Source organism: Prevotella nigrescens (assembly GCF_031191185.1).
GTDB classification, from domain to species: Bacteria; Bacteroidota; Bacteroidia; order Bacteroidales; family Bacteroidaceae; genus Prevotella; species Prevotella nigrescens.
Map to the genome: position 1 here is coordinate 1,741,357 of NZ_CP133465.1, position 26,027 is coordinate 1,767,383.

Consider the following 26,027-nt stretch of genomic DNA (forward strand, 5'->3'; position numbering starts at 1 on the left):
CGATATTGAGTAATTTACTTGTTGTTTTCTATCTTCTTTGCTTCATTCCACAGATTGTCCATTTCGTCCAAAGTCATATTCTTCAGTTCTTTACCGAGTTTCTTTGCTTGTTGCTCAACGTATGTGAAGCGTGAAATGAACTTCTGGTTGGTATGTTCGAGCGCGTTGTCGGGATTGAGTTTGTACAATCGGGCAGCGTTGATGACAGAAAAGAGGAAGTCGCCCAACTCTTTCGTAGAGCTTTCCTTGTCTTCTCGTGCCAGCTCTGCCTTCAGTTCGTCAAGCTCCTCGCCTACCTTATCCCACACATCTTCTTTCTTTTCCCAGTCGAAACCAACGTTTCGGGCTTTGTCCTGTATTCTGTATGCCTTTATAAGGCTGGGCAGCGAGTCGGGAACTCCCGACAGCACCGTTTTGTTTCCTTCTCTTTCCTTTTGTTTCCGTTGTTCCCACGTCAATTCAACTTGCGTTGCAGTAGACGGAACATTGCCATTTGCAGATGTGGCAGTTTGGTTCTCGGTGTTCAATTCGTCCTTGTAAACAACCTGTCCTTGCTTGTTTATCGCCATATTGTCGTTGGCAACTGCCCACCCTGTCCAATCTATGAAGTCGTGGCGGAACATCAGTTTGTCCGACTGTGCATTGCAAACGTCTGCTATATCGAAATCGTTTGTCTCGCTGCCGAGCAACGCATAGAATACAACGTGTTCCATTACGTCGCCAAGCTCTTTACAGATGTTCTTCTTGTCGTGCTTCATCAAAGCATCGGCAAGCTCAAATGTTTCTTCTATCGTGTTGGGGCGCAAACTCTCAAAGGTCTGCTTCCTATCCCACGGACATTCCTTTCTCAATCGCTCTTGTATATCGAGCAAACGCTCAAACGCTGCAAGTTTTTCTTCTTTTGTATGCAATCCTATCAAATTTAAAGTTAAAAGAAGTACTGTGTACTGCTAATTGTTATGCAAAGATACAGCTTTCAAGTGATTTTTTCGTAAATTTGCATCGTTTTTAAAGATAATAAAGAAATAATAATATACAACGTATGGAATTAGCAAGTAAGTACGACCCACAGAACGTGGAAGCGAAGTGGTATGAGTATTGGCTCAACAATAAACTATTCAGCTCTAAGCCTGACGGACGCGAACCTTATACAGTGGTAATCCCACCGCCCAACGTAACGGGCGTATTGCACATGGGACACATGCTGAACAATACCATTCAGGACATTCTTGTACGCCACGCACGTATGGAAGGAAAGAACGCTTGCTGGGTTCCCGGTACCGACCACGCCAGTATTGCCACCGAAGCAAAAGTGGTAAACAAGCTCGCACAAGAAGGAATAAACAAAGCCGACCTTACAAGAGAGGAGTTCTTGAAACACGCTTGGGCGTGGACAGACGAACACGGTGGCATTATCTTAAAGCAATTGCGCAAGCTTGGTTGCTCTTGCGATTGGGAGCGCACTGCCTTTACTATGGACGAAAAGCGCAGCAAAAGTGTTATCAAGGTGTTCTGCGACTTATACAACAAGGGCTTAATCTATCGTGGTGTGCGTATGGTGAACTGGGATCCAAGTGCAGAAACAGCTCTTTCCGACGAAGAAGTTGTTTACAAGGACGAGCATTCAAAGCTCTACAACCTTAAATACTATATTGCACCCGAAGACCAAAGCAAGGTTGAACGCAAGCACGACGACAATGTGATGCACAAAGACGACAAGGGTTACTACGCTGTTGTAGCTACCACACGTCCTGAAACCATTATGGGCGACACGGCTATGTGCATCAATCCCGACGACGTGAAGAATACTTGGCTGAAAGGATTACATGTCATTGTACCATTGGTGGGGCGTTGCATTCCTATCATAGAAGACTCGTATGTGGACATTCAGTTCGGTACGGGCTGTCTGAAGGTTACTCCTGCGCACGACATCAACGACCACGCACTTGGTTTGAAGCACGGTTTGGAGACCATCGATATATTCAACGACAACGGAACTCTGTCGGAAGCAGCAGGTTTATATGTGGGGCAAGACCGTATGGACGTGCGCAAGCAAATTGCCATTGACCTCAAAACTGCCGACTTAATGGAGAAAGTGGAAGACTACGACAACAAAGTGGGTTACTCTGAACGCACTAACGTGCCTATCGAACCAAAGCTTTCAACACAATGGTTCTTAAGTATGCAGCACTTTGCAGACATTGCACTCGCCCCTGTGATGAACGATGAGATAGAGTTTTATCCAAAGAAGTACAAGAACACCTATCGCCATTGGTTGGAGAATATCAAGGATTGGTGCATCAGCCGCCAACTTTGGTGGGGACACCGCATTCCTGCTTACTACTTCAAAGACCAAAACGGCAAGCCTGCAACTGTTGTGGCAGAAACCGACGAAAAGGCTTTGGAACAGGCAAAGGCTATCAATCCAAACATAACAAAGGCTGACTTGGAACAGGAAAATGACAGTTTGGACACGTGGTTCTCAAGTTGGTTGTGGCCTATCTCGGTATTTGATGGTATCAACAACCCTGACAACGAAGAAATAAAGTACTATTATCCAACAAGCGACTTGGTTACAGCTCCAGATATTATCTTCTTCTGGGTGGCTCGTATGATTATGGCAGGCTACGAATATCGCCAGACTTTCCCATTCAAGCACGTTTATTTCACTGGCATCGTGCGCGATAAGCTCGGACGAAAGATGAGCAAGAGCCTCGGCAACTCGCCCGATCCATTGGAACTAATAGATAAATATGGTGCCGACGGCGTGCGTATGGGTATGATGCTTTCCGCACCAGCAGGCAACGACATCTTGTTCGATGAAAGCCTTTGCGAGCAAGGACGCAACTTCAACAACAAGATATGGAATGCCTTCCGCCTTGTTCAAGGTTGGGAAACAGCAGACATAGAGCAGCCCGAAGCTAACAAGATAGCCATTAAGTGGTTCGATGCAAAGCTCAAAGAGGTAAATGCCGAAATGGAAGAACAGTTCAAGAGCTATCGAATATCAGAAGCATTGATGACGGTTTACAAGCTTTTCTGGGACGAGTTCTCAAGTTGGTACTTGGAAATGATAAAGCCTGAATATGGCAAACCCATCGACAAGCAGACCTACGATGCAACACTCCGTTTCTTCGATATTCTCTTGAAGATGCTCCACCCATTCATGCCGTTCATTACAGAAGAACTTTGGCAACACATCTTCGACCGCAACGAAGGCGAAAGTATTATGTTGGAGAAACTCGAATTGGTACTTCCTACCGACGAAGAAAAGACTTTGATTGCCGAAATAGAGAATATGAAGCAAATAGTGGGCGGCATTCGCACCGTTCGCAACCAAAAGAACATTGCTCCAAAAGTATTGCTTTCTTTAGAGGTTGTGGGCAAAAACAACTACGAGGCTTACAACTGTGTGATTGCGAAAATGGCTAATCTCGAAAGCATCAATGTTGTAGACGAGAAGAGTTCTGACGCTTCTGCCTTCATGGTGGGTACTGACGGCTTTGCCGTTCCGCTTGGAAACCTGATTGATGTAAAGGCGGAAATCGAGAAATTAGAAAAGGAACTTGCGCACTTGGAAGGTTTCCTGAAAGGTGTAAAGGCAAAACTCTCTAACGAAAACTTTGTTGCGCACGCCCCCGAAGCTGTGATTGCTAAGGAACGCAAGAAGCAAAGCGACTCGGAAGAAAAGATTGAGACCATCAAGGCAAATATAGAAGAACTACTCAAGAAGTAAGTTTCGTTTGCACTGAAGCAATATCTGTTTACGCATACGATTTCTACAAAATTCGTATCGTAATAAACAATAAAAGGGAATGTCGAATTGATATTCCCTTATTCTATGTTTTAAGTTTCGTACACCTATAGAAATGCTTCTCAGGAGTATAGTTGTTGCTTAGCCAACTAATTATCAACGTTTTGCAAAACCTATTGTTTTGCGTTCCCAAAACGGCTGTTTTGCACGGTAAAAGCGTAGGTTTTGCGATGCAAAACAGCCGCTTTCGCAATGCCAAATCGAAATTATCGTTTTAATTCAGAATTATCTTTACAAAGTCAATGTATTTTTAGTATCTGACACAAGCAACAAAAAGGAAAACTATTTCTCCAAAAATGTTTTGCTTCAGCTCTATTTCCACAATTAGAAAAAGGCGTTATACCATTGGTGTAACGCCTTTTATAAGTAATATCACAATGTATTTCTTTGTTAATCAACAGGAATATCCTTGTTTACATTCTTGCTACCTATCAAAGTGTAGAAGCACATATAAGCCACACCGGCAAGTGGTACAAAGTATGAAACAAGATAGCCAGACTGGTCGGCTATGAAGTTTTGGAGCAACGGAAGCAAGCCACCGCCTACTACCATCATCATAAATATACCCGAAGCAGGCTCTGTGTATTTTCCAAGACCTTCGGTTGCAAGGTTGAAGATACACGGCCACATAACGCTGGTGCACAGTCCGCAAAGTACAAGTAACAATGCAGAAACAGGTACAATTACCATATTGAAAGCCGAACCTGTGAATACAGGCATCGAAACGGCTGCGCTCTTACCTAACACAATAGCTGTGATGATGAGTATCATAGCAAGAACGGTGGTGCACGACATTAATGTCTTGCTCGAAATTTTGCTTGCAATGAAACCTGCAATGAAACGTCCTATGAGCATTAAGAACCAATAGGTTGCAGCAAAAGAATCTGCAATGGCTGTGGCTGTAGCCTTAGGGAGCCCTCCACCAAGGCCAGTCGTATCAGAAAGGTAGTAAATAAGTGTTCCGGGAATACCTACTTCGACGCCCACATACACGAAAATAGCGATTGCGCCTAATACGAAATGGCGGAAGTTCCAAGGAGAATATTCAAATGTAACATTGGTTCCTGTCTTGCTGTTCTTTGGGTCTTGAATAGGAATATACGATAGAATAACGAATGCTGCCACGAATACACCCATTGCAATGTAGAGAACTGGATTAACATCAATAATAGACGTGTTCTTTGTTACTTCTCCAATCAACGAACCAACAAAAAGCGGTGTAAGGGTTCCAGACAGCGAATTGAGTGTTCCACCTATCATATTAAGCTGATTTCCACGATTTCCACCGCCTCCGATAAGGTTCAACATCGGATTAACCACTGTGTTCAGCATACAAACACAGAAACCTGAGATGAACGCTCCTAAAAGATAAATAACAAATCCTGTAATCTTCGCATCGGTAAAGAAGCCTGAGCAGAACTGAGTCAGTACGCCGAAGAAACCAATGGCAATACCAATGAGAGCCGTTTTCTTGTATCCTACACGCACAAGCATCTTTCCTGCGGGGATTCCCATAAAGAAATAGGCAAGAAAGTTCATAGCATTGCCAAGCATACCCACCGTATTGGCACTTTCGCCACCAAAGATATTCTTCCAAATAACTCCGATTGGAGCAGCAAGATTTGTTACAAACGAAATCATTGCATAAAGAAACATCATTGTAATAATCGCAATGATGCTTCCATTTTGTTTAGTATTATTCATTGTTTAGCAATTTATTTTCTGCAAAGAAAGCAAAAATAAATGATAACGACAAACTATTTTAAGTCAAAAGGAGATTTGTTATATGTTAAAAACAATTAAAGGCAAGATTGAAAAATCCTGCCTTTAATGGGAATTATATTGCTATTAGAATTTGCTTAAAAAGTCGGCAACAATATAGCTCGAACCGCCTACAAATATGAAGTCGTCGCTTTCTGCCTCGCTTAGTGCTTGCTCGTATGCTTCTGCAACATCTGCAAACGTTCTGCCCTCAAGGTTGTATTGTTTGCCTATTCTTGCCACCTTGTCAGCCGAGAATGCACGCTTTGTGCTGGGTTGTGTCCAATAGTAAATGGCATTAGCAGGCAGAAGAGCCATAACAGCCTCTATGTCCTTGTCGTCTACCATACCAAAGACAATGCGCAACGTGCGATACTTTTGACTTTTAATTTGCAATGACAAGTCTTTCCAGCCTGCTTCGTTGTGCCCAGTGTCGCAGACGACAGTCGGGTTTTGCTGTATCTGCTGCCATCTACCCATTAATCCTGTCGCTTCACACACATTTGAGAAACCTTTTGCAACGCTGTCTATGTTTCTGATTATCTGCTTATTGTAAAGCTGCATCACTGCCGTTAGCAGCGTGTTGGTATTCTTGTCTTGGTAGATTCCGCCCAATTCGCCTTCAATCGTACCGAACAAGCGAGTTTGGTATATGCGTCCTCCCTTCGGATTGGCACTTGCCGATTGTACCATAGGAATGTCTTCGGCAAATACAATCATTGCGTCCATCTCCTGTGCCTTTGCTTCAAACACAATACGAGTTTCGGGTAGAGCTTCGCCAACTACAACAGGAGTGCCTTGCTTTATGATTCCTGCCTTTTCGTATGCTATCTTTGGCAATGTGTCGCCCAAGAATTGGGTGTGGTCGAGCGAAATGTTGGTAATGATGGAGAGTAAGGGATTGATAATGTTGGTGCAATCCAACCGACCGCCCAAGCCCACTTCTATAATGGCAAAGTCTACTTGTTGTTCAGAGAAATACTTGAAAGCCATTGCAGTAGTCAGTTCAAAGAACGATGGGTGCAGTGGTTCGAAGAAATTGCGATGGTTTTCAACAAAATCAATTACGTATTGTTCAGAAATCATCTTGCCGTTTACTCTGATGCGTTCCCTGAAGTCTACGAGGTGTGGACTTGTATAAAGTCCTACTTTATAACCATCGGCTTGGAGTATTGCAGCCAATGTATGCGAGCAAGAACCTTTTCCGTTGCTTCCTGCAATATGGATAGAACGGAAGTTTTGATGCGGTCGCCCAAAGTATTCGTCCAATGCGAGGGTTGTAGATAAACCTTCCTTATAAGCAGAAGCACCCACGTGTTCAAAGACGGGGGTGCTGTTGTATAAGTATTCTGTTGTTTCCTTGTAAGTCATTTTTATTACTTTTCAGTCTTTACAACTTAGCTGAATAGTTTCTTGAAGTTATCAAAAATAGAACGTTTTGTATAGCTATCTCCCTTGAAGTTGTCGCTTTCCTTAAATTCTTCAATGGCATTGCGTTCTGATTTTGACAGTGTCTTTGGCACATAAACACTTATTTGTACGATAAGGTCGCCCATTCCTCTGCCATAGCCCTGCACGGCAGGAAGTCCTTTGCCTCTTAAACGAAGTGTTTTGCCTGGTTGTGTGCCTTCTTCTATCTTTATTTTCACAGAACTTCCATCTATTGTTGGAATTTCAACCTGACCACCCAAGACAGCCGTGGGGAAGTCGAGCAACAAGTTGTAGATAACATTCTGTCCATCACGAATGAATGTATCGTTATCTTCTTCTTCGATATAAACTTGTATATTGCCTGTTATGCCATTGTGTTTGCCTGCATTTCCCTTGTTTGGAACATTCACGACCATTCCTTCGGCAACACCTGCAGGAATATTGATTTCAACAACTTCCTCGCCTTTCACTACACCGTCGCCGTGGCAATGTGTACATTTGTTCTTTATAACAGTACCTTCTCCACCGCATACGTGGCAGGTTGTTTGTGTCTGCATCATACCAAAGATACTCTGCTGGGTACGAATTTCCATACCGCTACCATGGCAATTAGGACACGTTTCTGTACCGCTGCCGCCTTCGGCACCCGTTCCGTGGCAATGTTCGCAGGCGACATCTTTGCGTACCTTGAACTTTTTGGTAACCCCCGTAGCGACTTCCTGCAATGAAAGTCTGACTTTCAGGCGCAAATCGGCACCTTTATATTTAGGAGCCTGACGACTTCCACCACCGAAACCTCCAAAGCCACCACCGCCGTGGCCGCCGAAGACATCGCCAAACATAGAGAATATGTCGTCCATTGAGAAGCCACCGCCACCAAATGGATTGCCACTACTCCCATTCAGTCCTTCGAATCCGAATTGATCGTATTGCTGTCGTTTTTGCGGATCACTTAAAACACTGTATGCTTCTGCAGCTTCTTTAAATTTCTCTTCAGCATTGGGATCATCAGGATTTCTGTCTGGGTGATACTTTATGGCAAGTCTTCTATATGCCTTCTTTATCTCGTCGCCCGAAGCGTCTCTTGTAACGCTCAGAACCTCATAATAGTCTCTTTTTGTCATCTTGTATTTGTCATGAATTATAAGGTTCTCAAGTGTATCAAGAACCCAAGATTATTCAGTCTATCGTTTATTATTGACCGACTGCGACCTTTGCATGTCGAATAACTTTATCGTTTAACATATACCCTGTTTGAACGCTGTCAATGACTTTACCCTTTTTATCATCGCCCATTCCAGGTACCATTGCAATAGCCTCATGGTAATCGACGTTGAAATCCTTGCCATCGGTTTCTATTTTCTTCACGCCAAGACTTTCTAACGTTTTTAAGAACTTCTTATAGATCAGTTCAAACCCTTCCTTAATGGCTGTTGCGTCTTCTGTCTTATCTGCAATGGCGCGTTCAAAATCATCGAGAATAGGAAGAATTGCTGTAATGGTTTTCTCGCCACCATTAAGTATAAGCTCTGTTTTTTCCTTCAGCGTTCGCTTCTTATAGTTCTCAAATTCAGCATAAAGACGAATATACTTGTCTTTCCACTCTTCAGCTTCTGCGCTGTCGTCTTTCTGCTCTGCTTCGCCTTCTTCGTTGGTTTCAGCTTCCGAAGTTTCTTCGTTATCAGCTTCTGACGACATTTCTTCCTCTGAAGCAGTATTTTCTTCCTGCACGGTTTCTTCGTCCTGCAACTTTGTTTCTTCGTCTTCTATTTCTATCTTCTTATTCTTTTTGCTCATAATAATGTATTCTTTTTTTTCAAAACTATACAAATAGTGTGCCAACATAGCAAGGACTGCATGACAAATACAATTCGTCAGCAGTCCTTGAACTATTATCTTGCTAATTTAAACTTGGTACATCTTGGCTTTTTGTTCCTTTATCTGCTCGTCGTGAATATACTCATCGTAGCTCATAAGCTTATCAATCGTACCGTTCGGTGTTAATTCGATGATACGGTTGGCAACAGTTCCGATGAATTCGTGGTCGTGAGAACTGAAGAGAATATTACCCTTAAAGCCAACAAGGTTATTGTTGAATGCCTGAATACTCTCCAAATCGAGGTGGTTTGTAGGAGTATCGAGTATCAAACAGTTGGCATTTTGCAACTGCATACGTGCTATCATACAACGCATTTTCTCGCCTCCAGACAACACATTGACTTTCTTCTCTACCTCTTCTTGCTTAAACAGCATACGACCGAGGAAGCCTTTCATCACGACCTCGTTACCCGGACCATATTGTGAAAGCCAATCGACAAGATTCATATCGCAGTCGAAGTATTTTGTATTGTCGAGTGGCAGATAAGCCGTTGTAATAGTTATGCCCCAGTTGTAAGTACCAGCCTGGGCTTCTCGCTCACCATTGATAATGTTGAACAAAGCCGTCATTGCCTTCGGATTGCGAGACAAGAACACTACTTTCTGCTCTTTCTCGACATTGAAGTTCACGTGGTCGAACAATACTGTTCCGTCTTCATCAACGGCTTTCAGGTCTTCTACTTCCAAGATTTGGTTTCCCGGCTCGCGCTCCATTTGGAAGATGATGCCTGGATATTTACGGCTTGACGGGCGGATTTCCTCTACATTCAGTTTCTCAAGCATCTTCTTGCGCGAAGTAGTCTGCTTGCTTTTTGCCACATTGGCAGAGAAGCGGCGGATAAATTCTTCCAGCTGCTGCTTCTTTTCTTCAGCTTTCAACTTTTGGTTCTGTGCCTGACGCAAAGCCAACTGCGAACTTTCGTACCAGAATGAATAGTTACCGGCAAACACCGTAACCTTACCGAAGTCGATATCAATCGTCTGTGTACTTACAGCATCAAGGAAGTGGCGGTCGTGCGATACGACAAGCACCGTTTGTGTCTCCTCTATTTCGCCAAGATAATCTTCCAACCATTCCACCGTTTCAAGGTCAAGGTCGTTGGTAGGCTCATCGAGCAAAAGGTTGTCGGGCTTTCCAAACAATGCCTTTGCCAACATTACACGCACCTTTTCCGTATTCGACAGTTCGCCAACTCGTTTCTGGTGGGCGTCTTCCTGCACGCCTAAGTGCTGTAACAACTGGGCAGCTTCGCTTTCGGCTTCCCAACCATTCATTTCGGCAAACTTCAGTTCCAAGTCGGCAGCACGGTTTCCGTCCTCTTCTGTCATTTCCGGTTTAGCGTAAAGTTCCTCGCGCTCCTTCATATTCTTCCAAAGCGGTTCGTGTCCCATAAGCACGGTGTCCATTACCTTAAATTCATCGTACTTAAAGTGGTCCTGCTCCAATACCGACAAACGTTCTCCTGTTCCTAACGTAATGGTTCCCTTGTTGGGTTCCAAATCGCCAGATATGGCACGAAGCAGTGTTGATTTTCCTGCTCCGTTAGCTCCGATAACGCCATAGATATTTCCCGGAGTAAACTTGATATTAACGTCCTTGTACAGAACTCTTTTTCCGAATTGAACGGCAATGTTTGAAAGTGTAATCATTGTTTCTCTAAATTCCTATTTTCTTATTTGGGCGCAAAGGTACAATAATAATGTGATACTTGCAAGAACTGCAGTTCGTTGTAACAGATGCATTATATAAATAAGGAAGAAGTTCAAGGTGGGTGATAGCAAGATTTTCTGTATGGAAAACAAAGAATATATGCCTTTTAGCAAATAGCAAATAAATGAAACTTAATTCAAAAAATCCTTTCTTTTTTCAAAAATATTTTGTTACTTTGCAATCTAAAAGAATAATTATATTATAAGAAGATATGCAGAAAAAGTTGAAACTTGCTGTGGTTGCACTCTGCAGTTCGTCAATTGTTGTTGCACAGAGCAACAACAATACCGACACGATACGGCACGAGCAAACACAGAATGTGATGGACGAATCAGCATTTACGTTCACAGAAGCACAGTTAGGAGAGGATAACGACAGAAGTTCGAATGTTACTATCTTAAATTCAAATAGTAATGTGTACGCCTCTGAAGTTGGATTTTTATATTCTCCATTACGCTTCAGATACCGTGCGTTAAGTCCAAAATACAATGATGTCTACATCAATGGTGCACCAATGAACGATATGGAGAGCGGACAATTCCGTTATTCGCTGGTAGGCGGACTTAATCAACAAACCCGAAATGTAGACTTTGCGCTTCCATTTGAGAATAACAACTTCTCATTGACTGGTATGGCGGGAAGCAACAACTACGATTTCAGAGCAGGTTCGATGGCTGGCGGAAACCGCATAACCTTATCAGGTGCAAACCGTAATTACACATTAAGAGGAATGTACACTTACGGTAGTGGTTTCAACAGCAAAGGCTGGGCATTTGCAACCAACATTACCTATCGATGGGCAAACCGCGGCTATGTAGAAGGAACATTCTACAATGCATTCTCTTACTTCTTCGGTGTCCAGAAGAAATGGAACAATGGGCACTCGCTTAGCTTCTCGACATGGGGCAATCCTACTGAACGCGCATCGCAAGGAGCAAGCACCGACGAAGTTTATTGGCTGGTTAATGACTACCAATACAATCCTTATTGGGGGTACCAAAACGGACATCGCCGCAACAGCCGTGTAGTAAACGACTTCGCTCCGGCAGCTATCTTCACCTGGGATTGGAATATCAGCGACAAGACAACGCTCACAACAAGTCTGTTCGGAAAGTATTCGATGTACAAAAGCACTAAACTGAACTACAACAATGCCGAGAATCCACAGCCCGATTATTGGAAAAATCTGCCAAGTAGCTATTACGATGTATGGAACGAGCAGAACATTCGCTATCGCACAGCGCAAGCATTTGCCGATTGGAATGCAGCTGTTAATTGGTGGAAAAACAAGGAAAACCGCCAAATACAATGGGATAAGCTGTATTATGCCAACCGTCAGGCAGCTGCAAACGGGCAAGATGCACTCTACTACGTTCAAGCAAAGCACAACGACAATACCACTATTACACTGTCTTCATCGCTCAACACGCACATCGGTAAAGACAAGGTATTCAACATTGGCTTCATGATTGGACAAAATTTCGGTCGCCATTACCAAACGATGGAAGACCTTTTGGGTGCCAAGAGTTTCCATAATGTGAACACATACGCTATCGGAACTTACGCTGCAAACGACCCACGCATTCAGTATGACTTAAATACAATGGGCACACAAGGGCTCGGCGCATTGGTTTACGAAGGCGATAAGTTCGGCTACGACTACAATTTGAATGTGCGCCGTGGTACACTTTGGACAAACTTTGCACACTCTTTTGGCAACCTTCACTATATGGTCGGTGCCAAAATGGGCTACGATAACATGTACAGAAAAGGCTACATGCGCAACGGAATGTTTGCCGATAACTCTTACGGCAAGAGCAAACACGCCGATTTCCTTACGGGTGGCGGTAAAATCAGTGGCACTTGGACACTCGGTAGTGGCAACGCAGTCTCTCTCGGCTTAGGCTACGAGCACCGCGCACCACAAGCAAGTAATGCTTTTATATCGCCCGAAATGAACAACGACTTCGTCCAGAACTTGCGCAACGAACGCATTTTCTCAAGTGAAGTAAACTATCAGTATGCTGGCAGTTGGCTTCGTGCAAACCTCAGTGCCTACTACAACCACTTGACACACGTAACAGAATGGCAGAATTTCTACTTCGACGATGTCAATTCGTTTACCTATGTCAGCATGACTGGTATCAAAAAGAATTACTACGGTGTAGAACTGGGAATTGACTTCAAGCTCACAAGTTTCTTAAACTTCAAGGCTTTGGGAACTTGGAGCGAAGCAAAGAACATCAATAATGCCGACGTTGTCTACATGAACTCTACAAAGAGTACTTTCTATAAAGATGTTGTCTACAACAAAGGAATGCGCGAAAGTGGCACTCCTCTGTCTGCATACAGTGGTATTTTGAGCTTCCATCAAGGTGGTTGGTTCATTGATTTGAAGGGTAACTACTATGATAGAATTTATCTTTCTTACGCTCCGAGCCTCCGTTATGGCAGCACTTTGCGCACAATGGGTACAAAGTTTGGCGGTATTGATGCTGAAGGCAACTACACTCCATACGCTCAAAGCGAAGGAAAAGGTGGCTTCATGCTCGATGCTTCCATCGGTAAGAATATCTATTTGAAGCGTGGAAGCCTCTCTATCAATTTGATGATAACCAACATTCTAAATAATCAGAAGATTGTTTCAGGTGGTTACGAACAGAGCAGAAGCAGCTATACAATCAATCAAACCACAGGTGAGGCTACCGCACGTGCATACGATTTTAACAAGAATCCTAAGAAATACTATGTAAGTGGTATCAACGGAATGTTGAATATAGCCTACAAATTCTAAAAGAAACAGAATATGAAGAATATAAAATATATAATGATGGCAGCAGTCTGCACCCTCTTTGCTTCGTGCATGGGCGACAGATATGCGGAAACCGATGAGGCTATGCCAGCACCATACGGCAACAACAAACTGACAGAAACAAATGTAATTTCTATCGCCGAGCTCAAAGCTAAGTTTGCAACACCGATTAACACCGATTATCGAGATGGTACAAGTTACGAACAGGTTACCGAAGCCTTGCAAATAAAAGGTATCGTTACAAGCTCCGATATCGCCGGCAACATCTATAACGAACTTGCAATCCAAGATAAAACAGGAGCCATCATCGTTTCTGTTGGGCAAAGCGGACTCTATGGTTTCCTTCCTATCGGCACGGAAATACTTATTGACTTGAAAGACCTATATATAGGAAACTACGGTAAGCAAGCACAAGTAGGAGTCCCGACTAAGAATGCCAAGGGCTTAACATCTATCGGACGCATCAGTCGCATTGTTTGGGACAAGCACTACAAGATACTTTCTTCCGGTAATCCTATAGAAGTGAAGGAGTTCGCAAATGGTTCTGCTCCCACAAATTGGACATTTGAGAAAGATGCCGGTAGGCTCGGTGTCATTCGCAACGTTAGTTTCAAATCGAGCACACCTTCTGTTAGTGGAACATTCGCTAATGCCACGGGTGGCGCGGGAAGTGTTTCGTGGACACTAAACGAACAAGACGACAAAAAAGTAATTGTCTACAACAGCAACTTTGCTAAGTTCGCAAATGCCAAAATCCCTACGGGCAAGGTTGATATTACAGGTATTTTCAAGCGCTTCAACAATCAGTGGGAGATTATTATCCGCTCTCTCGACGATGTCAAGCCTGTTGCACCACCAGAAAAAGCGATTTACAGCAACTCGTTTGCAGAAGCACCAACCGACTGGACACTCGACCAAGGCACACTTCCATCTGGCATAACGTTCGTCTGGAAATGGGTTTCTCCAACCTACGGAATGAAGGCTACGGCTTACGTTAATGGCAAACGATACGAAACCCACGCTCGTGCTACATCGCCACTTATCGACCTTACAAAGGTGAAAAAGGCTACATTGACTTTTGAACATGCAGCTCGCTACTTCGGCGACTTCGATAAAGAACTCAAGGTGCAAGCCTCTACCGACGGCAAAAACTGGAAAGACCTCGTCATTGACAAAAAGCCAACAGGCGAGAATTGGGACTTTGTAACTGCAAAAGCCGACCTGAAAGCTTACTGTGGCAAGAAGATTTACATTAGCTTCTTCTACAACAGTACGGAAACAACAGCTGCTACGTGGGAATTCAAGAACCTCGTAGTAAAATAAAACATTAAGCATAGACAAACAAAAAGGTAAAACAGATATGAAGAAATTAATTAATTCAATGTTTGCATTGGCTATCGCTGCTTTCACACTGACAAGCTGCGAAGATGTACCAATGCCATACGACATTACGTTCGAGAAAGACAACAAGACACCAGACCCTTCTGATATGGAGGCTAAAGGCACTGGTACGAAGGACGACCCTTTCAATATTGTAGCTGCACAGAACTATATTACCAAAGGAGAAGGGCTCGACAAGGAAGTCTATGTAAAGGGTATCGTCGTAAGTGTTCAGGAAATCAACACTCAATACGGCAATGCCACCTACTATATCTCTGACGATGGCACCACTACCAACCAATTCTACGTTTTCCGTGGAAAGGCTTTGGGCAATGTGAAGTTCACAGACAGCAATAAAATCAAGAAAGGCGACAAGGTTATTATTTGCGGTAAGCTGATGACACATACCAATGGCGTCAAGCAGCTTGGTCAAGGCAACTACATCTATTCGCTTAATGGTCAGGTGCAAGAAACCACTCCACCTACCAATACAGGTTTAAATGTAACGTTCGACAACAACATTGCCAACTTCACCATCGTGAATGTAAAGGCACTCCCCGAAGGTTTGACAAAGGTATGGTTCCACGATGCCAACTTCAAACAAATGAAGGCAACAGGCCGTGCCAACAATACCAACTATGAAACGCAAAGCCGTCTCGTCTCTCCTGCATTCAGCCTAAAGGGTATGAACGCAGCTACCCTGACTTTCAACAATGCCTTGAACTATTTGAAGTCAGCAGCTCTCAACGACGCTATCAAGGTACTCGTTTCTACCGACGGCAACAATTGGAAGCCTGTGGCTATCAACAATCCTCCTTCAGGCAAGAGTTGGGACTTCGTAGATTCTACTTGCGACCTGAAAGCGTATGCCGGTCAGGAAAAAGTATTCGTTGCATTCGAATACAACAGTACAAAAAAAATTACCACGACATGGGAAATTAAGAAAGTTACGGTAAAGTAAAAAACTATCCCAAATATTTGGCAAGGTGCAGAATTATTCGTAATTTTGCACCTTGTCAGTATATGGTAGCGAAATACCGCTTATACAACACGCTGCAAACAACGAAATTTTTATTAATAATAAAACATATAAAAGTAAAATGAAAAAAGGTATTCACCCAGACAACTATCGCCCCGTCGTATTCAAAGATATGTCCAACGGCGATATGTTCCTTTCAAGATCTACATGCAAATCTAACGATACTGTAGAGTTTGAAGGCGAAACTTACCCATTGGTTAAAGTCGAAATCTCAAGCACCTCTCACCCATTCTATACAGGTAAGAGCAAACTTGTGGACACTGCAGGTCGCGTAGACCGCTTCATGAACCGTTACGGTAAGTTGAAGAAGTAAAACGATATACCCACAACAGTATAAGGTGCGGTCAAACGTAGTTGCATATGCGTTTGCCCGCACTTTTTCTTTTCCAGCAATAGAAAATCAGAATCAACAGACAATAACCAAATCATCAAGACAAATGAAACCTACAAAACCTTTACCAGGTATCTTCTCTCTTCTTTTCGTTGCAGCTATTTTCCTCTCGGCTTGTAGCAGCAACAACAGCAATTCGCCCGACGATGACAACGGCAAAGCCATTGCCAACAATAAGAATTCCAATCTAAAAGAGGGCAACCAATATACACACCGCTTGGAGTTTCCAAAACTTAAAGGTGGCAAAAGTATCGTTGTTACACACATAGACCAAAGTACAGACGAAGTAAACTACAGCGTTGAATGGGACGGTGAAAAGAAATCGAACCGCTGGACTTGCTATCAGTTATACCAAAGCAACAGCAAATGGAACGTTGGCAGATGGTATGGCAACCCACAATATCCTTCCGACCCTTTGATTCCTGCTTCTATGGCATTCAGTTACGACCCCTATTGGAACACTGGCTACGACCACGGGCACCTTTGTCCTTCGGCAGACCGCAGAAATACAGACGAAGCACAAAAGCAAACCTTCTATATCAGCAATATGCAACCACAGCTTAGCGCATTCAACGGCAGTGCGAAAGGTGGCGGTATTTGGCTGACAATGGAAAACAAAATACGTGCTGCGTTCAATATAAACTCAAAAGACACAATGTTTATATGCCGTGGCGGTACCATCGACGAGTCGTCTAAAGTGAAAGCCTATCTACGCAATGGCTTCATCGTGCCAGGCTATTTCTTCTCGGCAGCACTGATGAAATACTATAATTATGCGCACAAGAAGTGGGAATACAAAGCCATCGGATTTTGGTTTAAACACGAAAACAACCAAGAAACATCGCTCAAACCTTATGTTGTAAACATAAAAGAACTTGAAGAACTCACCCATATAGACTTCTTCTGCAATCTCCCCGACGATATTGAAAAAAAGATTGAAAGTATTGACAAAGATATTGTTATAAAATTATGGAATATAAATAAATAGAATAAGATACATTCTATAAATTCAGCATTGAAGAATAATTAACGTGAGTTCGGAAAATTATAAGCACCTAATGTAAAGAGACAACCTTTTTCTTTTACAGATTTGTATTTTCATTTTTTTTCTTTAATTTTGTACCTACAATTAACGATAAGAAAATGACACGACAAGAAGATATTCAAAAAGCTGTGGAAGTAATGCGTAAAGGGGGGATTATAATTTATCCTACCGATACTGTATGGGGGATAGGTTGCGATGCAACAAATCCTGAAGCTGTGGCTAAGATATATAAAATAAAACATCGCGAAGATTCTAAGGCCTTAGTTTGTATTGTCGACTCTGATGCACGCTTGCAACGATATGTACGCAATGTTCCCGATGTGGCATGGCAACTTATTGATGCCGTGGTGAAGCCGACAACATTGATACTTGACGATGCTGTAAACCTTGCACCCAACCTTATAGGCGAAGACGGCTCTATCGGTATAAGAATAACCAACGAACCTTTCTCGAAAGAGTTGTGTTACCGTTTTCAGAAAGCAATAGTCAGCACATCGGCAAATATCAGTGGCAAACCTGCTGCACAGAACTATCGCGACATTTCAGAAGAAATATTGTCGGCTGTAGACTACGTTTGTACTTCTCGCCGACAAGAGCATAAGCCACACCAACCATCTACGATAATAAAGATTGGTGCGACAGGCGAAATAAACATAATAAGAAAATAAATCATCGTAGCAGCCTTGTATATACATATCTATATAGAGGAGCAGGCTTGAAAAATGGCAAACGAGAATAATAGCAATATAATAAGTCGAATTGACGAATGGCGTAAGACAAATATTTCCGACCGCCAGTTCGTATTGGTGCTTGCCTTTATTGTTGGCTTCTTGGCTGCCGTGGCAGCATACGTGCTTCATATTATTATTGGCGAAATAGAAAAACTCATTACGTCAGGATTTCGTATGACCACCATCAACTGGCTGTATCTTCTTTACCCAGTTATTGGTATTTGGCTAACCAGTTTGTTTGTTAAGTATGTTGTCCGCGACCAGATTTCGCATGGAATTACGCGTGTACTGTATGCAATTTCCACAAAACGTTCTAAACTGAGGGCGCACAATACGTGGACTTCCATTGTAGCATCGGCAATTACAATTGGTTTTGGTGGATCGGTAGGAGCAGAGGCTCCTATTGTACTGACGGGTTCTGCCATTGGCAGCAACCTCGGCAGGATTTTCAATATGGACCGTCGAACGCTGATGCTATTGGTTGGTTGTGGTGCTACAGCTGCTGTTTCGGGTATTTTCAAAGCACCGATAGCAGGGCTGGTGTTCACTTTGGAAATACTGATGGTAGACCTTACTATGGCATCTCTGTTGCCTATCTTGATAGCTTCGGTTACAGCCACTTGTTTTTCATACTTCTTTACAGGTGGCGAGCCAATGTATAACTTCAAGATGGACTATCTTTGGAGTCTTAGCAAAGTGCCGCCAACCATACTTTTAGGTATAGGCTGCGGTTTCCTCTCGCTTTACTTTATGCGTGTTATGTCGTGGTGTGAAGACAGATATGCAAGTCTTTCCAATCGTCCTTACCTTAAACTGTTAGCAGGTGGTTTGGTTTTGTCATCGCTTATTTTTCTGTTTCCTTCCCTTTATGGCGAAGGTTATAGCAGTTTGCGCCTTTTTATAGAAGGGAATGGCGAAGCCGATTGGAATCAAGTGCTGCGAGGTTCGATGTTCGCAGGGCAAACTAAATTCTTAATATTATATGTAGGATTGGTTGCATTGACAAAGGTTTTTGCCACCAGTGCGACCAATGGAGCAGGTGGTTGTGGTGGAACGTTTGCACCATCGTTGTTTATTGGTGGCTTTGGCGGCTTCTTTTTTGCACGACTTTGGAATGTTCAGCAGATAGGCGAGTATATTCCTGAAAAGAATTTTACACTTTATGGTATGGCAGCAGTTATGGCAGCAGTTATGCATGCGCCATTGACGGGAGTATTCTTAATAGCCGAGCTTACAGGAGGTTATCATCTTTTCATTCCACTAATCATTGTAACCATCAGTTCGTATCTGACCATCAATATTTTTGAGCAGCACAGTATTTATGCCGTTCGCTTGGCTCGACAAGGAAAACTCTTAACGCACCACACCGATAAAGCTGTAATGACAATGATGAACATGCAGAATATTATCGACCGCGACTATACTTCGGTAGAACCAAAAATGGAAATGGGAAAACTTGTACATGCCATCAGTTCAAGCCGCAACAACTATATTCCGGTTCTTAATGATGGTGGAATACTGTTAGGGGAAATTGATATTACCAAACTCAGACATATTATTTTCCGCACTGAACTGTACCATCGTTTTTTGGTGGAGCAGCTTATGACACCGCCGCCGGCAACAATAGGTGTGAACGACCCTATGGCAAGTGTTATGAAAGTGTTTGAAAAGACAGGAGCGCAGGTATTGCCTGTAACCGAACTTGACGGCAGGCTTGTTGGCTATATTTCGCGTGCACGACTGTATAACCTGTATCGACAGCTGGTAGCCGACTTCAGTGAGGAATAGTTTGCAAGTTTATTTCTATAATTTTAAATGAGCAGTATGGACAAGAAAGATATGAGAATCGTTTTTATGGGTACACCAGAATTTGCCGTAGAGTCGTTGAAGGCTTTGGTAGAAGGCGGTTATAATGTTGTGGGAGTAGTAACACAACCCGATAAACCCGTAGGACGACATCAGGAAACACTCCAACCACCTGCTGTAAAGGTATATGCCGAATCGGTAGGATTACCAGTATTGCAACCTATTAAGATGAAAGACGCTGAGTTTTTAGAGCAGTTGCGTGCTTTGAATGCTGATTTGCAAGTGGTCGTAGCTTTTCGTATGCTTCCCGAAGTGGTATGGTCAATGCCACGTTTTGGTACATTTAATGTTCATGCAGCCTTATTGCCTCAATATCGTGGTGCAGCACCTATAAACTGGGCAGTGATAAATGGTGAAACCGAAACAGGGGTAACAACTTTCTTCCTCGATAAAGATATTGACACAGGGCGAATTATAAAGCGAAAGTATTTTCCTATTCCAGACAGCGCAAATGTAGAATATGTTTACGATGGACTGATGCGGTTAGGAGCAGAGTTGGCCATTGAAACGATAGACCTTCTGTGTGAAAAGGTTGCAGATGATTTTGATGCAGATAAAATCCTATCAGTGATGAACGAAATAACCGAAGCACAAGATGAATCATCAGACTTGCGCCATGCACCGAAAATATTTAAAGAAACTTGCGAAATAAATTGGCATCAGGAAGCAATTACAATTTATAATTTCGTTCGTGGACTTTCTCCTTATCCTGGAGCGTGGTCAAAGATGGTTTCATTAGACGATGCGGCTGCTCCAGCCACTAAAATGGTCTTGAAAATATTTGAAGTTGCTAAAACAGAGAAAGCTGTAATAGCTGAGCCGGGCACGTTTACAGTAGAAAATAAAAAAGTATATGTAAATACAAATGATTTTCTATTGGAATTGAAAGAATTGCAACTTTCAGGCAAAAAACGTATGGATAGTCGCTCTTTCTTGAATGGCTTTAAACAGGTGGAAGAGTATAGATTAGAGAAAGAATAATTAAATGTGTTTTAATTGTAATTTTAATGTGAGTTCGATGAATTTATGGGTCGTTTCATCTTGCCTGAAACCGCTTTTGTACTCCATAAGTGAGTAACGTCTATACCCCACTCTCATGGGGTACAGACATTGCCTTGTTTACAAACAATTGCAATCCGTCGAACTCACGTTATTTTTATAAAAGTATGTATTAATAAGAATTTTTTCGTAATTTTGCATTATTATAAACTATAACAAAATAATTATTTGACAGATTAGTAAGGTATGAAAATTATAGATAAGATCTTCGAGTGGTATTTTACAAAGAATGCTCTGCCGTATTGGGTAATATTGGCAATCGATATTTTTATTTGCTATGTGTCTGGAATACTTGTGTTTTGGTTCTACTACCATGGAGCTGTGGACTTTTCTAATTTGTCTATACTTACGAAGACTATATTTGCTTATATGGTTTTCGCACTTGTGGGTTTTCGAGTTTTCAAGACTTATTCAGGTATAATACGTTATTCTTCTTTTGTAGACTTACAGCGTGTTGGCCTTGCCATGCTTTTATCGCTGTTCATAGCAGAAGTAATGCACTATGTAATGTATTCTTGGGACATTAAATTTGTGCGTTTTCAAGGTCGGCAAATTGCTGTCATGTATCTTGTCGCGACTATCGGAATGGTTGTTTTTCGTATTTTAGTGAAGGCTATCTATGATGCATATTTAAGTCCAAACAGAAAAATTGAAACACTAATCTACGGTGTCAAGGAGGGTGGAATAGGGATAGCAAACAATATTTGTAACGATAGGAATACAAAATTCCTGCTGAAAGGCTTTATATCCCACGACGATTTATATTTCGGAAAAACGTTGCTGGGTGAAAAGATATATACGATAAATAAGCAACTGGAAGAAGTTATAAAGGAAAAAAACATAAAGGCAGTACTTGTCTCGCCTATTCAGGTTGATAAGTTCCGAGCTGATACAAGATTGCAAGACATGCTTATTAATGCCAATGTCAAGATATATCTGACCGAACATACAAAAGAATGGACGGGTGAAAACGATTTGGAGCACGTACAGTTCAAGGAAATAAATATTGAAGACCTATTGCCACGCGATGAAATAGTTGTAGATATGGACGCTATTGGTAACCTGCTGAATGGTAAGTGCATTATGATTACAGGCTCGGCAGGTTCCATTGGCTCGGAGATAGTACGACAGATTTCTATTTATAAACCAGAAAAACTGATTCTTATTGACCAGGCAGAAACACCACAACACGATATCAGATTAATGATGCGCTTTGATTATCCTAACATTAAGGTTGAAACCATTGTTGCGAACATAACCAATCTTGACAGAATGGAAAGCATTTTTAAACAGTATAAGCCCGAATACGTATTCCATGCAGCCGCTTATAAGCATGTTCCGATGATGGAAAATAATCCTTCGGAAAGTATCCAGAACAATGTCTGGGGAACGAAAGTCATTGCAGATTTAAGCGTAAAGTATGGCGTGAAGAAGTTCGTAATGGTTTCTACCGACAAGGCCGTAAACCCAACAAACGTCATGGGCTGTTCGAAGCGTATTTGCGAAATATATTGTCAGAGCTTAAATAAAAAAATAAATCAGGATAGCAACAAAGAAAAGTCTACACAGTTTGTTATCACTCGTTTTGGCAATGTCTTAGGTTCAAATGGGTCAGTTATCCCATTATTCGAGAAACAAATAAAAAGTGGTGGCCCTGTAACAGTGACCGATCCTAATATTATTCGTTTCTTTATGCTAATTCCAGAAGCATGTAAATTAGTGCTTGAGGCAGGAACACATGGGAAAGGTGGAGAAATATTTGTGTTTGATATGGGCAAACCTGTCAGAATAGCAGATTTAGCAAAACGAATGATAAAACTTTCTGGTGCAGAAAATGTTAAGATTGAATATACAGGTTTGCGTGCTGGTGAAAAGCTTTATGAGGAAGTATTAAGTACAACAGAGAACACACAACCTAGCTTCCACGAGAAAATCCGTATTGCAAAAGTCTGCGAATACGATTATAACGAGGTTTCTAAACAAATAGAAAATCTTATTGCACTAAGTCATACGTACAATGATATGGCGATAGTAGGGAAAATGAAAGAGATTGTGCCTGAATACATAAGCAACAATAGTAAATATTCTGTTTTGGATAAGACCAATTAATGGAGATAAATCTTCTCTAAAATTATAATAACGAATTAAAAAATTGTAATTATAAGACTTAAAATTGTAATTACAAAATAAAAATTTATAATTACAATTTTATGGAATCTCATTTTATGACAGGAAGAGCCCAATATATTAGCTCTCTATCACATTTCCGTTCTACAAATTTCCCCTTGCATTTTCTGAAAACAAAATCTCTATCTATCTGATCTATTAATGATTATACAAGTCCTAATCGGATAATTTCTTCCATATCCATAACACAGATATAGAACCAAGTACGCAAAATATGAAATTTGTGAGATAACCCTTACCAAATAAATCAATATCTAATAGGTTGCTAATGAAAGCACCTGCATAACTACCAACTATTCCGATAAAAAGATTCATGCAACAACCTTTTCCTTCACCACTCATTATACGATTTGCAATGTAGCCAATAAGAATTCCCGTTAATATTGGCCACGTTGTAAAATCGGCTATATGCTCAAACATAAGAATATAAACTTAAATGTCGTTTCGAGTTTTCATCTGCTTATTTCAATTCTTTCCCTACACTATTTTCTATTCTGAGATACTTTAAACTGACTGGATCGAAAGTGATAAGATTCATCTTCTCCACATCAGGCTTGCCATTATCATCGTATGTACCAATAATTAACACTGGCTGTGGAAGAAAGCACGCTTTTTTGCTAAAACTTTTCATATCTTTCCTATTAATCTTTATGTTAGTCAATTATCCCTATTATAATAAACTATGATGCAGTACCACCATCATGATTGAGCTTCTATTTGCATTCCCCTATATTCATTTCTTAGTAACTCTTATATTTATTCGTATATAAGGGTCATGCTGACTTTCCATCGCAAAATTAGATAATTTAAAATATATTTCCAAACTTATCTGTATTTTTTCGAGTTAAATATTTTTCCATCTATATTCGGCAATAGAAACTATCTGCAAATTAGCATAAAAAAGAAATGCCCAACGCTTCGCAGCGACGGGCACTCAACCTCAATAGGTATTAGTCATTTAAGGTAAAAAGATTGTATTCAGGATAACGTGTGCAAAGATATATTAAATTCTATTACCATCCAAATTTTTCTTTAATTATTTTTCAAAAATATACAATATTAGCATAAAAGCACTTCAAGACGATTAAAAACAAGTCCTTAATACCAAACGATACTACAAGAGATATAGATTATTAGTAAGGAAAACATATTTATAGAAAGAAAAAAATAACTACCTTTGCAGAAGAAAAATTATAGCTTATGGACACAATAGAAAGTAACACCAATGAAGAGAAACGTAGTTTGAGTTTTGTAGAACAAATAGTTGAAGAAGATATTGCCGAAGGAAAGAATGGCGGACGCATCCAAACTCGTTTTCCACCAGAACCAAATGGATACTTGCATATAGGACATGCGAAAGCTATTTGCATGGACTTTGGTGTGGCAGAGAAATATAATGGTGTTTGTAATCTACGCTTTGATGATACAAACCCATCAAAAGAAAACAACGAATATGTCGAGAATATTCTCAACGATATTAGCTGGTTAGGTTTTAAATGGGGGAACATTTACTACGCAAGCGACTATTTCGAAAGACTTTGGGATTTCGCTATATGGCTAATTAAGAAAGGACTGGCATACGTTGATGAACAGAGCTCGGAAGAAATAGCTGCACAAAAAGGAACACCAACCGAACCAGGTATACTATCGCCATACAGAGATCGCCCTATAGAAGAGAGCCTCGCTCTTTTTGAAAAGATGAATACGCCCGAAGTAGCTGAAGGAAGTATGGTGCTGCGTGCAAAATTGGATATGGAAAACCCCAATATGCACTTCCGCGACCCTATCATATACCGTATTATACATACACCACACCACCGTACAGGTACAAAATGGAACTGTTATCCTATGTACGATTTTGCACACGGACAGAGCGATTACTTTGAAGGAGTTACGCATTCTATCTGTACATTGGAGTTTGTTCCTCACCGTCCACTCTACGATAAATTTATAGATCTGCTGAAAGAATCAGACAACACTGCCGACGTGCTGAACGATAACCGCCCACGACAGATTGAGTTCAACCGTCTGAACCTAACCTACACCGTGATGTCGAAACGAAAACTACATACACTTGTAGATGAAAAACTTGTAAATGGTTGGGACGATCCTCGTATGCCTACACTCTGTGGCATGCGCCGTCGTGGCTATTCACCGGAATCTATCCGCGCTTTTATCGACTCTATCGGCTACACGAAGTTCGATGCTCTGAACGATATGGCATTGCTCGAAGCTGCCGTACGCAACGATTTGAACAAGAAAGCAACACGAGTCAGCGCCGTGCTCGACCCTGTGAAGTTGGTGATAACCAACTACCCTGAAGGTCAGACCGAGGAAATGGAAAGCATCAATAACCCCGAAAACGAGGTGGAAGGCGTACACACGATTACCTTCTCCAAGCATTTGTGGATAGAACGTGCCGACTTCATGGAGGACGCACCGAAGAAGTTCTTCCGCATGACACCAGGCAAAGAAGTGCGTCTGAAGAGTGCATACATTGTCAAATGTACAGACTGCACAAAGGACGAGCAGGGAAACATCGTGGAAATACAGGCAGAATACGACCCAACAAGCAAGAGCGGAATGGAAGGGGCTAACCGTAAAGTGAAAGGAACGCTGCACTGGGTGAGTGCAGAACACTGCCTAAAGGCGGAAGTTCGCGAATACGACAGACTTTTCAACGTAGAAAATCCATCTGCCGAAGAATGTGATTTTAGAGAACTCCTGAATCCAGATAGTTTTAAAATCCACAATAATTGCTATGTTGAGAAATTTCTTTTGGAAAAGAAACCAGGTGATTATTTGCAATTCCAACGTACAGGATATTTTATGCTTGACCCTGATTCTACTTCTGAAAAACTTATTTTCAATAAAACAGTGGGACTGAAAGATGCATGGGCAAAAGCTCAGAAAAAAGGATAA

Annotated in this window: 19 protein-coding genes; 11 read left to right on the forward strand and 8 right to left on the reverse strand. The window is 41.7% G+C overall.

Features of this window, described 5'->3' with window-relative positions:
* Nucleotides 1-14: 14 nt before the first annotated feature.
* Complete coding sequence (gene mazG, locus RDV52_RS09695; RefSeq protein ID WP_040556979.1) at nucleotides 15-911, reverse strand: nucleoside triphosphate pyrophosphohydrolase; 897 nt, start codon at nucleotides 909-911, stop codon at nucleotides 15-17.
* A 131-nt stretch (nucleotides 912-1,042) separates the two neighbouring features.
* On the opposite strand from mazG, the gene RDV52_RS09700 reads away from it, so the two are divergent.
* Nucleotides 1,043-3,736, forward strand: coding sequence for a valine--tRNA ligase (locus tag RDV52_RS09700; RefSeq protein ID WP_004365776.1), 2,694 nt, complete (start codon nucleotides 1,043-1,045; stop codon nucleotides 3,734-3,736).
* A 468-nt stretch (nucleotides 3,737-4,204) separates the two neighbouring features.
* Here RDV52_RS09700 and RDV52_RS09705 read toward each other — a convergent pair whose 3' ends face one another.
* The 5 genes from RDV52_RS09705 to RDV52_RS09725 all read right to left on the reverse strand — a co-directional run bounded on the left by RDV52_RS09705 (nucleotide 4,205) and on the right by RDV52_RS09725 (nucleotide 10,534).
* A complete protein-coding gene (locus RDV52_RS09705; protein WP_004365775.1) occupies nucleotides 4,205-5,518 on the reverse strand; it encodes an MFS transporter in 1,314 nt (437 codons plus the stop codon).
* A gap of 144 nt (nucleotides 5,519-5,662) precedes the next feature.
* Nucleotides 5,663-6,946: a bifunctional folylpolyglutamate synthase/dihydrofolate synthase gene (locus RDV52_RS09710; RefSeq protein WP_004365774.1), complete on the reverse strand. Its 1,284-nt coding sequence runs from the start codon at nucleotides 6,944-6,946 to the stop codon at nucleotides 5,663-5,665.
* A gap of 26 nt (nucleotides 6,947-6,972) precedes the next feature.
* Nucleotides 6,973-8,130: a molecular chaperone DnaJ gene (dnaJ, locus tag RDV52_RS09715; protein WP_004365773.1), complete on the reverse strand. Its 1,158-nt coding sequence runs from the start codon at nucleotides 8,128-8,130 to the stop codon at nucleotides 6,973-6,975.
* 70 nt (nucleotides 8,131-8,200) lie between these two features.
* The gene (locus RDV52_RS09720; protein ID WP_004365772.1) at nucleotides 8,201-8,803 is read right to left on the reverse strand and encodes a nucleotide exchange factor GrpE; all 603 of its coding nucleotides are present in this window, start codon (nucleotides 8,801-8,803) and stop codon (nucleotides 8,201-8,203) included.
* 108 nt (nucleotides 8,804-8,911) lie between these two features.
* On the reverse strand, nucleotides 8,912-10,534 hold the full coding sequence (locus tag RDV52_RS09725; RefSeq protein WP_004364227.1) for an ABC-F family ATP-binding cassette domain-containing protein: 1,623 nt from the start codon (nucleotides 10,532-10,534) through the stop codon (nucleotides 8,912-8,914).
* 272 nt (nucleotides 10,535-10,806) lie between these two features.
* On the opposite strand from RDV52_RS09725, the gene RDV52_RS09730 reads away from it, so the two are divergent.
* The 9 genes from RDV52_RS09730 (at nucleotide 10,807) to RDV52_RS09770 (ending at nucleotide 23,027) form a co-directional block, all read left to right on the forward strand.
* The gene (locus tag RDV52_RS09730; RefSeq protein WP_004365770.1) at nucleotides 10,807-13,389 is read left to right on the forward strand and encodes a TonB-dependent receptor; all 2,583 of its coding nucleotides are present in this window, start codon (nucleotides 10,807-10,809) and stop codon (nucleotides 13,387-13,389) included.
* A gap of 12 nt (nucleotides 13,390-13,401) precedes the next feature.
* Nucleotides 13,402-14,730 (forward strand): DUF5689 domain-containing protein, encoded by a 1,329-nt coding sequence (locus RDV52_RS09735; RefSeq protein WP_004365768.1) that lies wholly within the window; start codon nucleotides 13,402-13,404, stop codon nucleotides 14,728-14,730.
* Nucleotides 14,731-14,767: 37 nt separating this feature from the next.
* Nucleotides 14,768-15,748, forward strand: coding sequence for a choice-of-anchor J domain-containing protein (locus tag RDV52_RS09740; protein ID WP_004365766.1), 981 nt, complete (start codon nucleotides 14,768-14,770; stop codon nucleotides 15,746-15,748).
* A gap of 139 nt (nucleotides 15,749-15,887) precedes the next feature.
* Nucleotides 15,888-16,139, forward strand: coding sequence for a type B 50S ribosomal protein L31 (locus tag RDV52_RS09745; RefSeq protein WP_004364223.1), 252 nt, complete (start codon nucleotides 15,888-15,890; stop codon nucleotides 16,137-16,139).
* Nucleotides 16,140-16,263: 124 nt separating this feature from the next.
* A complete protein-coding gene (locus tag RDV52_RS09750; protein ID WP_004365762.1) occupies nucleotides 16,264-17,205 on the forward strand; it encodes a DNA/RNA non-specific endonuclease in 942 nt (313 codons plus the stop codon).
* A gap of 155 nt (nucleotides 17,206-17,360) precedes the next feature.
* On the forward strand, nucleotides 17,361-17,930 hold the full coding sequence (locus tag RDV52_RS09755) for an L-threonylcarbamoyladenylate synthase (protein WP_004365760.1): 570 nt from the start codon (nucleotides 17,361-17,363) through the stop codon (nucleotides 17,928-17,930).
* Nucleotides 17,931-17,984: 54 nt separating this feature from the next.
* The gene (locus RDV52_RS09760) at nucleotides 17,985-19,781 is read left to right on the forward strand and encodes a chloride channel protein (RefSeq protein ID WP_004365759.1); all 1,797 of its coding nucleotides are present in this window, start codon (nucleotides 17,985-17,987) and stop codon (nucleotides 19,779-19,781) included.
* Nucleotides 19,782-19,817: 36 nt separating this feature from the next.
* Nucleotides 19,818-20,840, forward strand: a complete 1,023-nt coding sequence (gene fmt, locus RDV52_RS09765) for a methionyl-tRNA formyltransferase (protein ID WP_004365758.1) — start codon at nucleotides 19,818-19,820, stop codon at nucleotides 20,838-20,840.
* A gap of 264 nt (nucleotides 20,841-21,104) precedes the next feature.
* On the forward strand, nucleotides 21,105-23,027 hold the full coding sequence (locus RDV52_RS09770) for a polysaccharide biosynthesis protein (RefSeq protein WP_004365756.1): 1,923 nt from the start codon (nucleotides 21,105-21,107) through the stop codon (nucleotides 23,025-23,027).
* Nucleotides 23,028-23,261: 234 nt separating this feature from the next.
* Here the strand turns inward: RDV52_RS09770 and RDV52_RS09775 are convergent, their stop codons facing one another.
* Entirely contained in the window at nucleotides 23,262-23,525 is a 264-nt protein-coding gene (locus RDV52_RS09775; protein WP_004365755.1) for a GlsB/YeaQ/YmgE family stress response membrane protein, read from the reverse strand.
* A gap of 40 nt (nucleotides 23,526-23,565) precedes the next feature.
* Nucleotides 23,566-23,736 carry a hypothetical protein gene (locus RDV52_RS09780; RefSeq protein WP_004365754.1) on the reverse strand — a complete coding sequence of 57 codons (171 nt, stop codon included), beginning with the start codon at nucleotides 23,734-23,736 and terminating at the stop codon, nucleotides 23,566-23,568.
* A gap of 569 nt (nucleotides 23,737-24,305) precedes the next feature.
* Between RDV52_RS09780 and RDV52_RS09785 the strand changes: the two genes are divergently transcribed.
* A complete protein-coding gene (locus tag RDV52_RS09785; RefSeq protein ID WP_004365752.1) occupies nucleotides 24,306-26,027 on the forward strand; it encodes a glutamine--tRNA ligase/YqeY domain fusion protein in 1,722 nt (573 codons plus the stop codon).

Bases quoted from the DNA above. Each gene is read 5' to 3' on its own strand.
- RDV52_RS09700 (WP_004365776.1), top strand. From the start codon at position 1,043: ATGGAATTAGCAAGTAAGTACGACCCACAGAACGTGGAAGCGAAGTGG.
- RDV52_RS09705 (WP_004365775.1), bottom strand. From the start codon at position 5,518: ATGAATAATACTAAACAAAATGGAAGCATCATTGCGATTATTACAATG.
- RDV52_RS09710 (WP_004365774.1), bottom strand. From the start codon at position 6,946: ATGACTTACAAGGAAACAACAGAATACTTATACAACAGCACCCCCGTC.
- dnaJ (WP_004365773.1), bottom strand. From the start codon at position 8,130: ATGACAAAAAGAGACTATTATGAGGTTCTGAGCGTTACAAGAGACGCT.
- RDV52_RS09720 (WP_004365772.1), bottom strand. From the start codon at position 8,803: ATGAGCAAAAAGAATAAGAAGATAGAAATAGAAGACGAAGAAACAAAG.
- RDV52_RS09725 (WP_004364227.1), bottom strand. From the start codon at position 10,534: ATGATTACACTTTCAAACATTGCCGTTCAATTCGGAAAAAGAGTTCTG.
- RDV52_RS09730 (WP_004365770.1), top strand. From the start codon at position 10,807: ATGCAGAAAAAGTTGAAACTTGCTGTGGTTGCACTCTGCAGTTCGTCA.
- RDV52_RS09735 (WP_004365768.1), top strand. From the start codon at position 13,402: ATGAAGAATATAAAATATATAATGATGGCAGCAGTCTGCACCCTCTTT.
- RDV52_RS09740 (WP_004365766.1), top strand. From the start codon at position 14,768: ATGAAGAAATTAATTAATTCAATGTTTGCATTGGCTATCGCTGCTTTC.
- RDV52_RS09745 (WP_004364223.1), top strand. From the start codon at position 15,888: ATGAAAAAAGGTATTCACCCAGACAACTATCGCCCCGTCGTATTCAAA.
- RDV52_RS09750 (WP_004365762.1), top strand. From the start codon at position 16,264: ATGAAACCTACAAAACCTTTACCAGGTATCTTCTCTCTTCTTTTCGTT.
- RDV52_RS09755 (WP_004365760.1), top strand. From the start codon at position 17,361: ATGACACGACAAGAAGATATTCAAAAAGCTGTGGAAGTAATGCGTAAA.
- RDV52_RS09760 (WP_004365759.1), top strand. From the start codon at position 17,985: ATGGCAAACGAGAATAATAGCAATATAATAAGTCGAATTGACGAATGG.
- fmt (WP_004365758.1), top strand. From the start codon at position 19,818: ATGGACAAGAAAGATATGAGAATCGTTTTTATGGGTACACCAGAATTT.
- RDV52_RS09770 (WP_004365756.1), top strand. From the start codon at position 21,105: ATGAAAATTATAGATAAGATCTTCGAGTGGTATTTTACAAAGAATGCT.
- RDV52_RS09775 (WP_004365755.1), bottom strand. From the start codon at position 23,525: ATGTTTGAGCATATAGCCGATTTTACAACGTGGCCAATATTAACGGGA.
- RDV52_RS09780 (WP_004365754.1), bottom strand. From the start codon at position 23,736: ATGAAAAGTTTTAGCAAAAAAGCGTGCTTTCTTCCACAGCCAGTGTTA.
- RDV52_RS09785 (WP_004365752.1), top strand. From the start codon at position 24,306: ATGGACACAATAGAAAGTAACACCAATGAAGAGAAACGTAGTTTGAGT.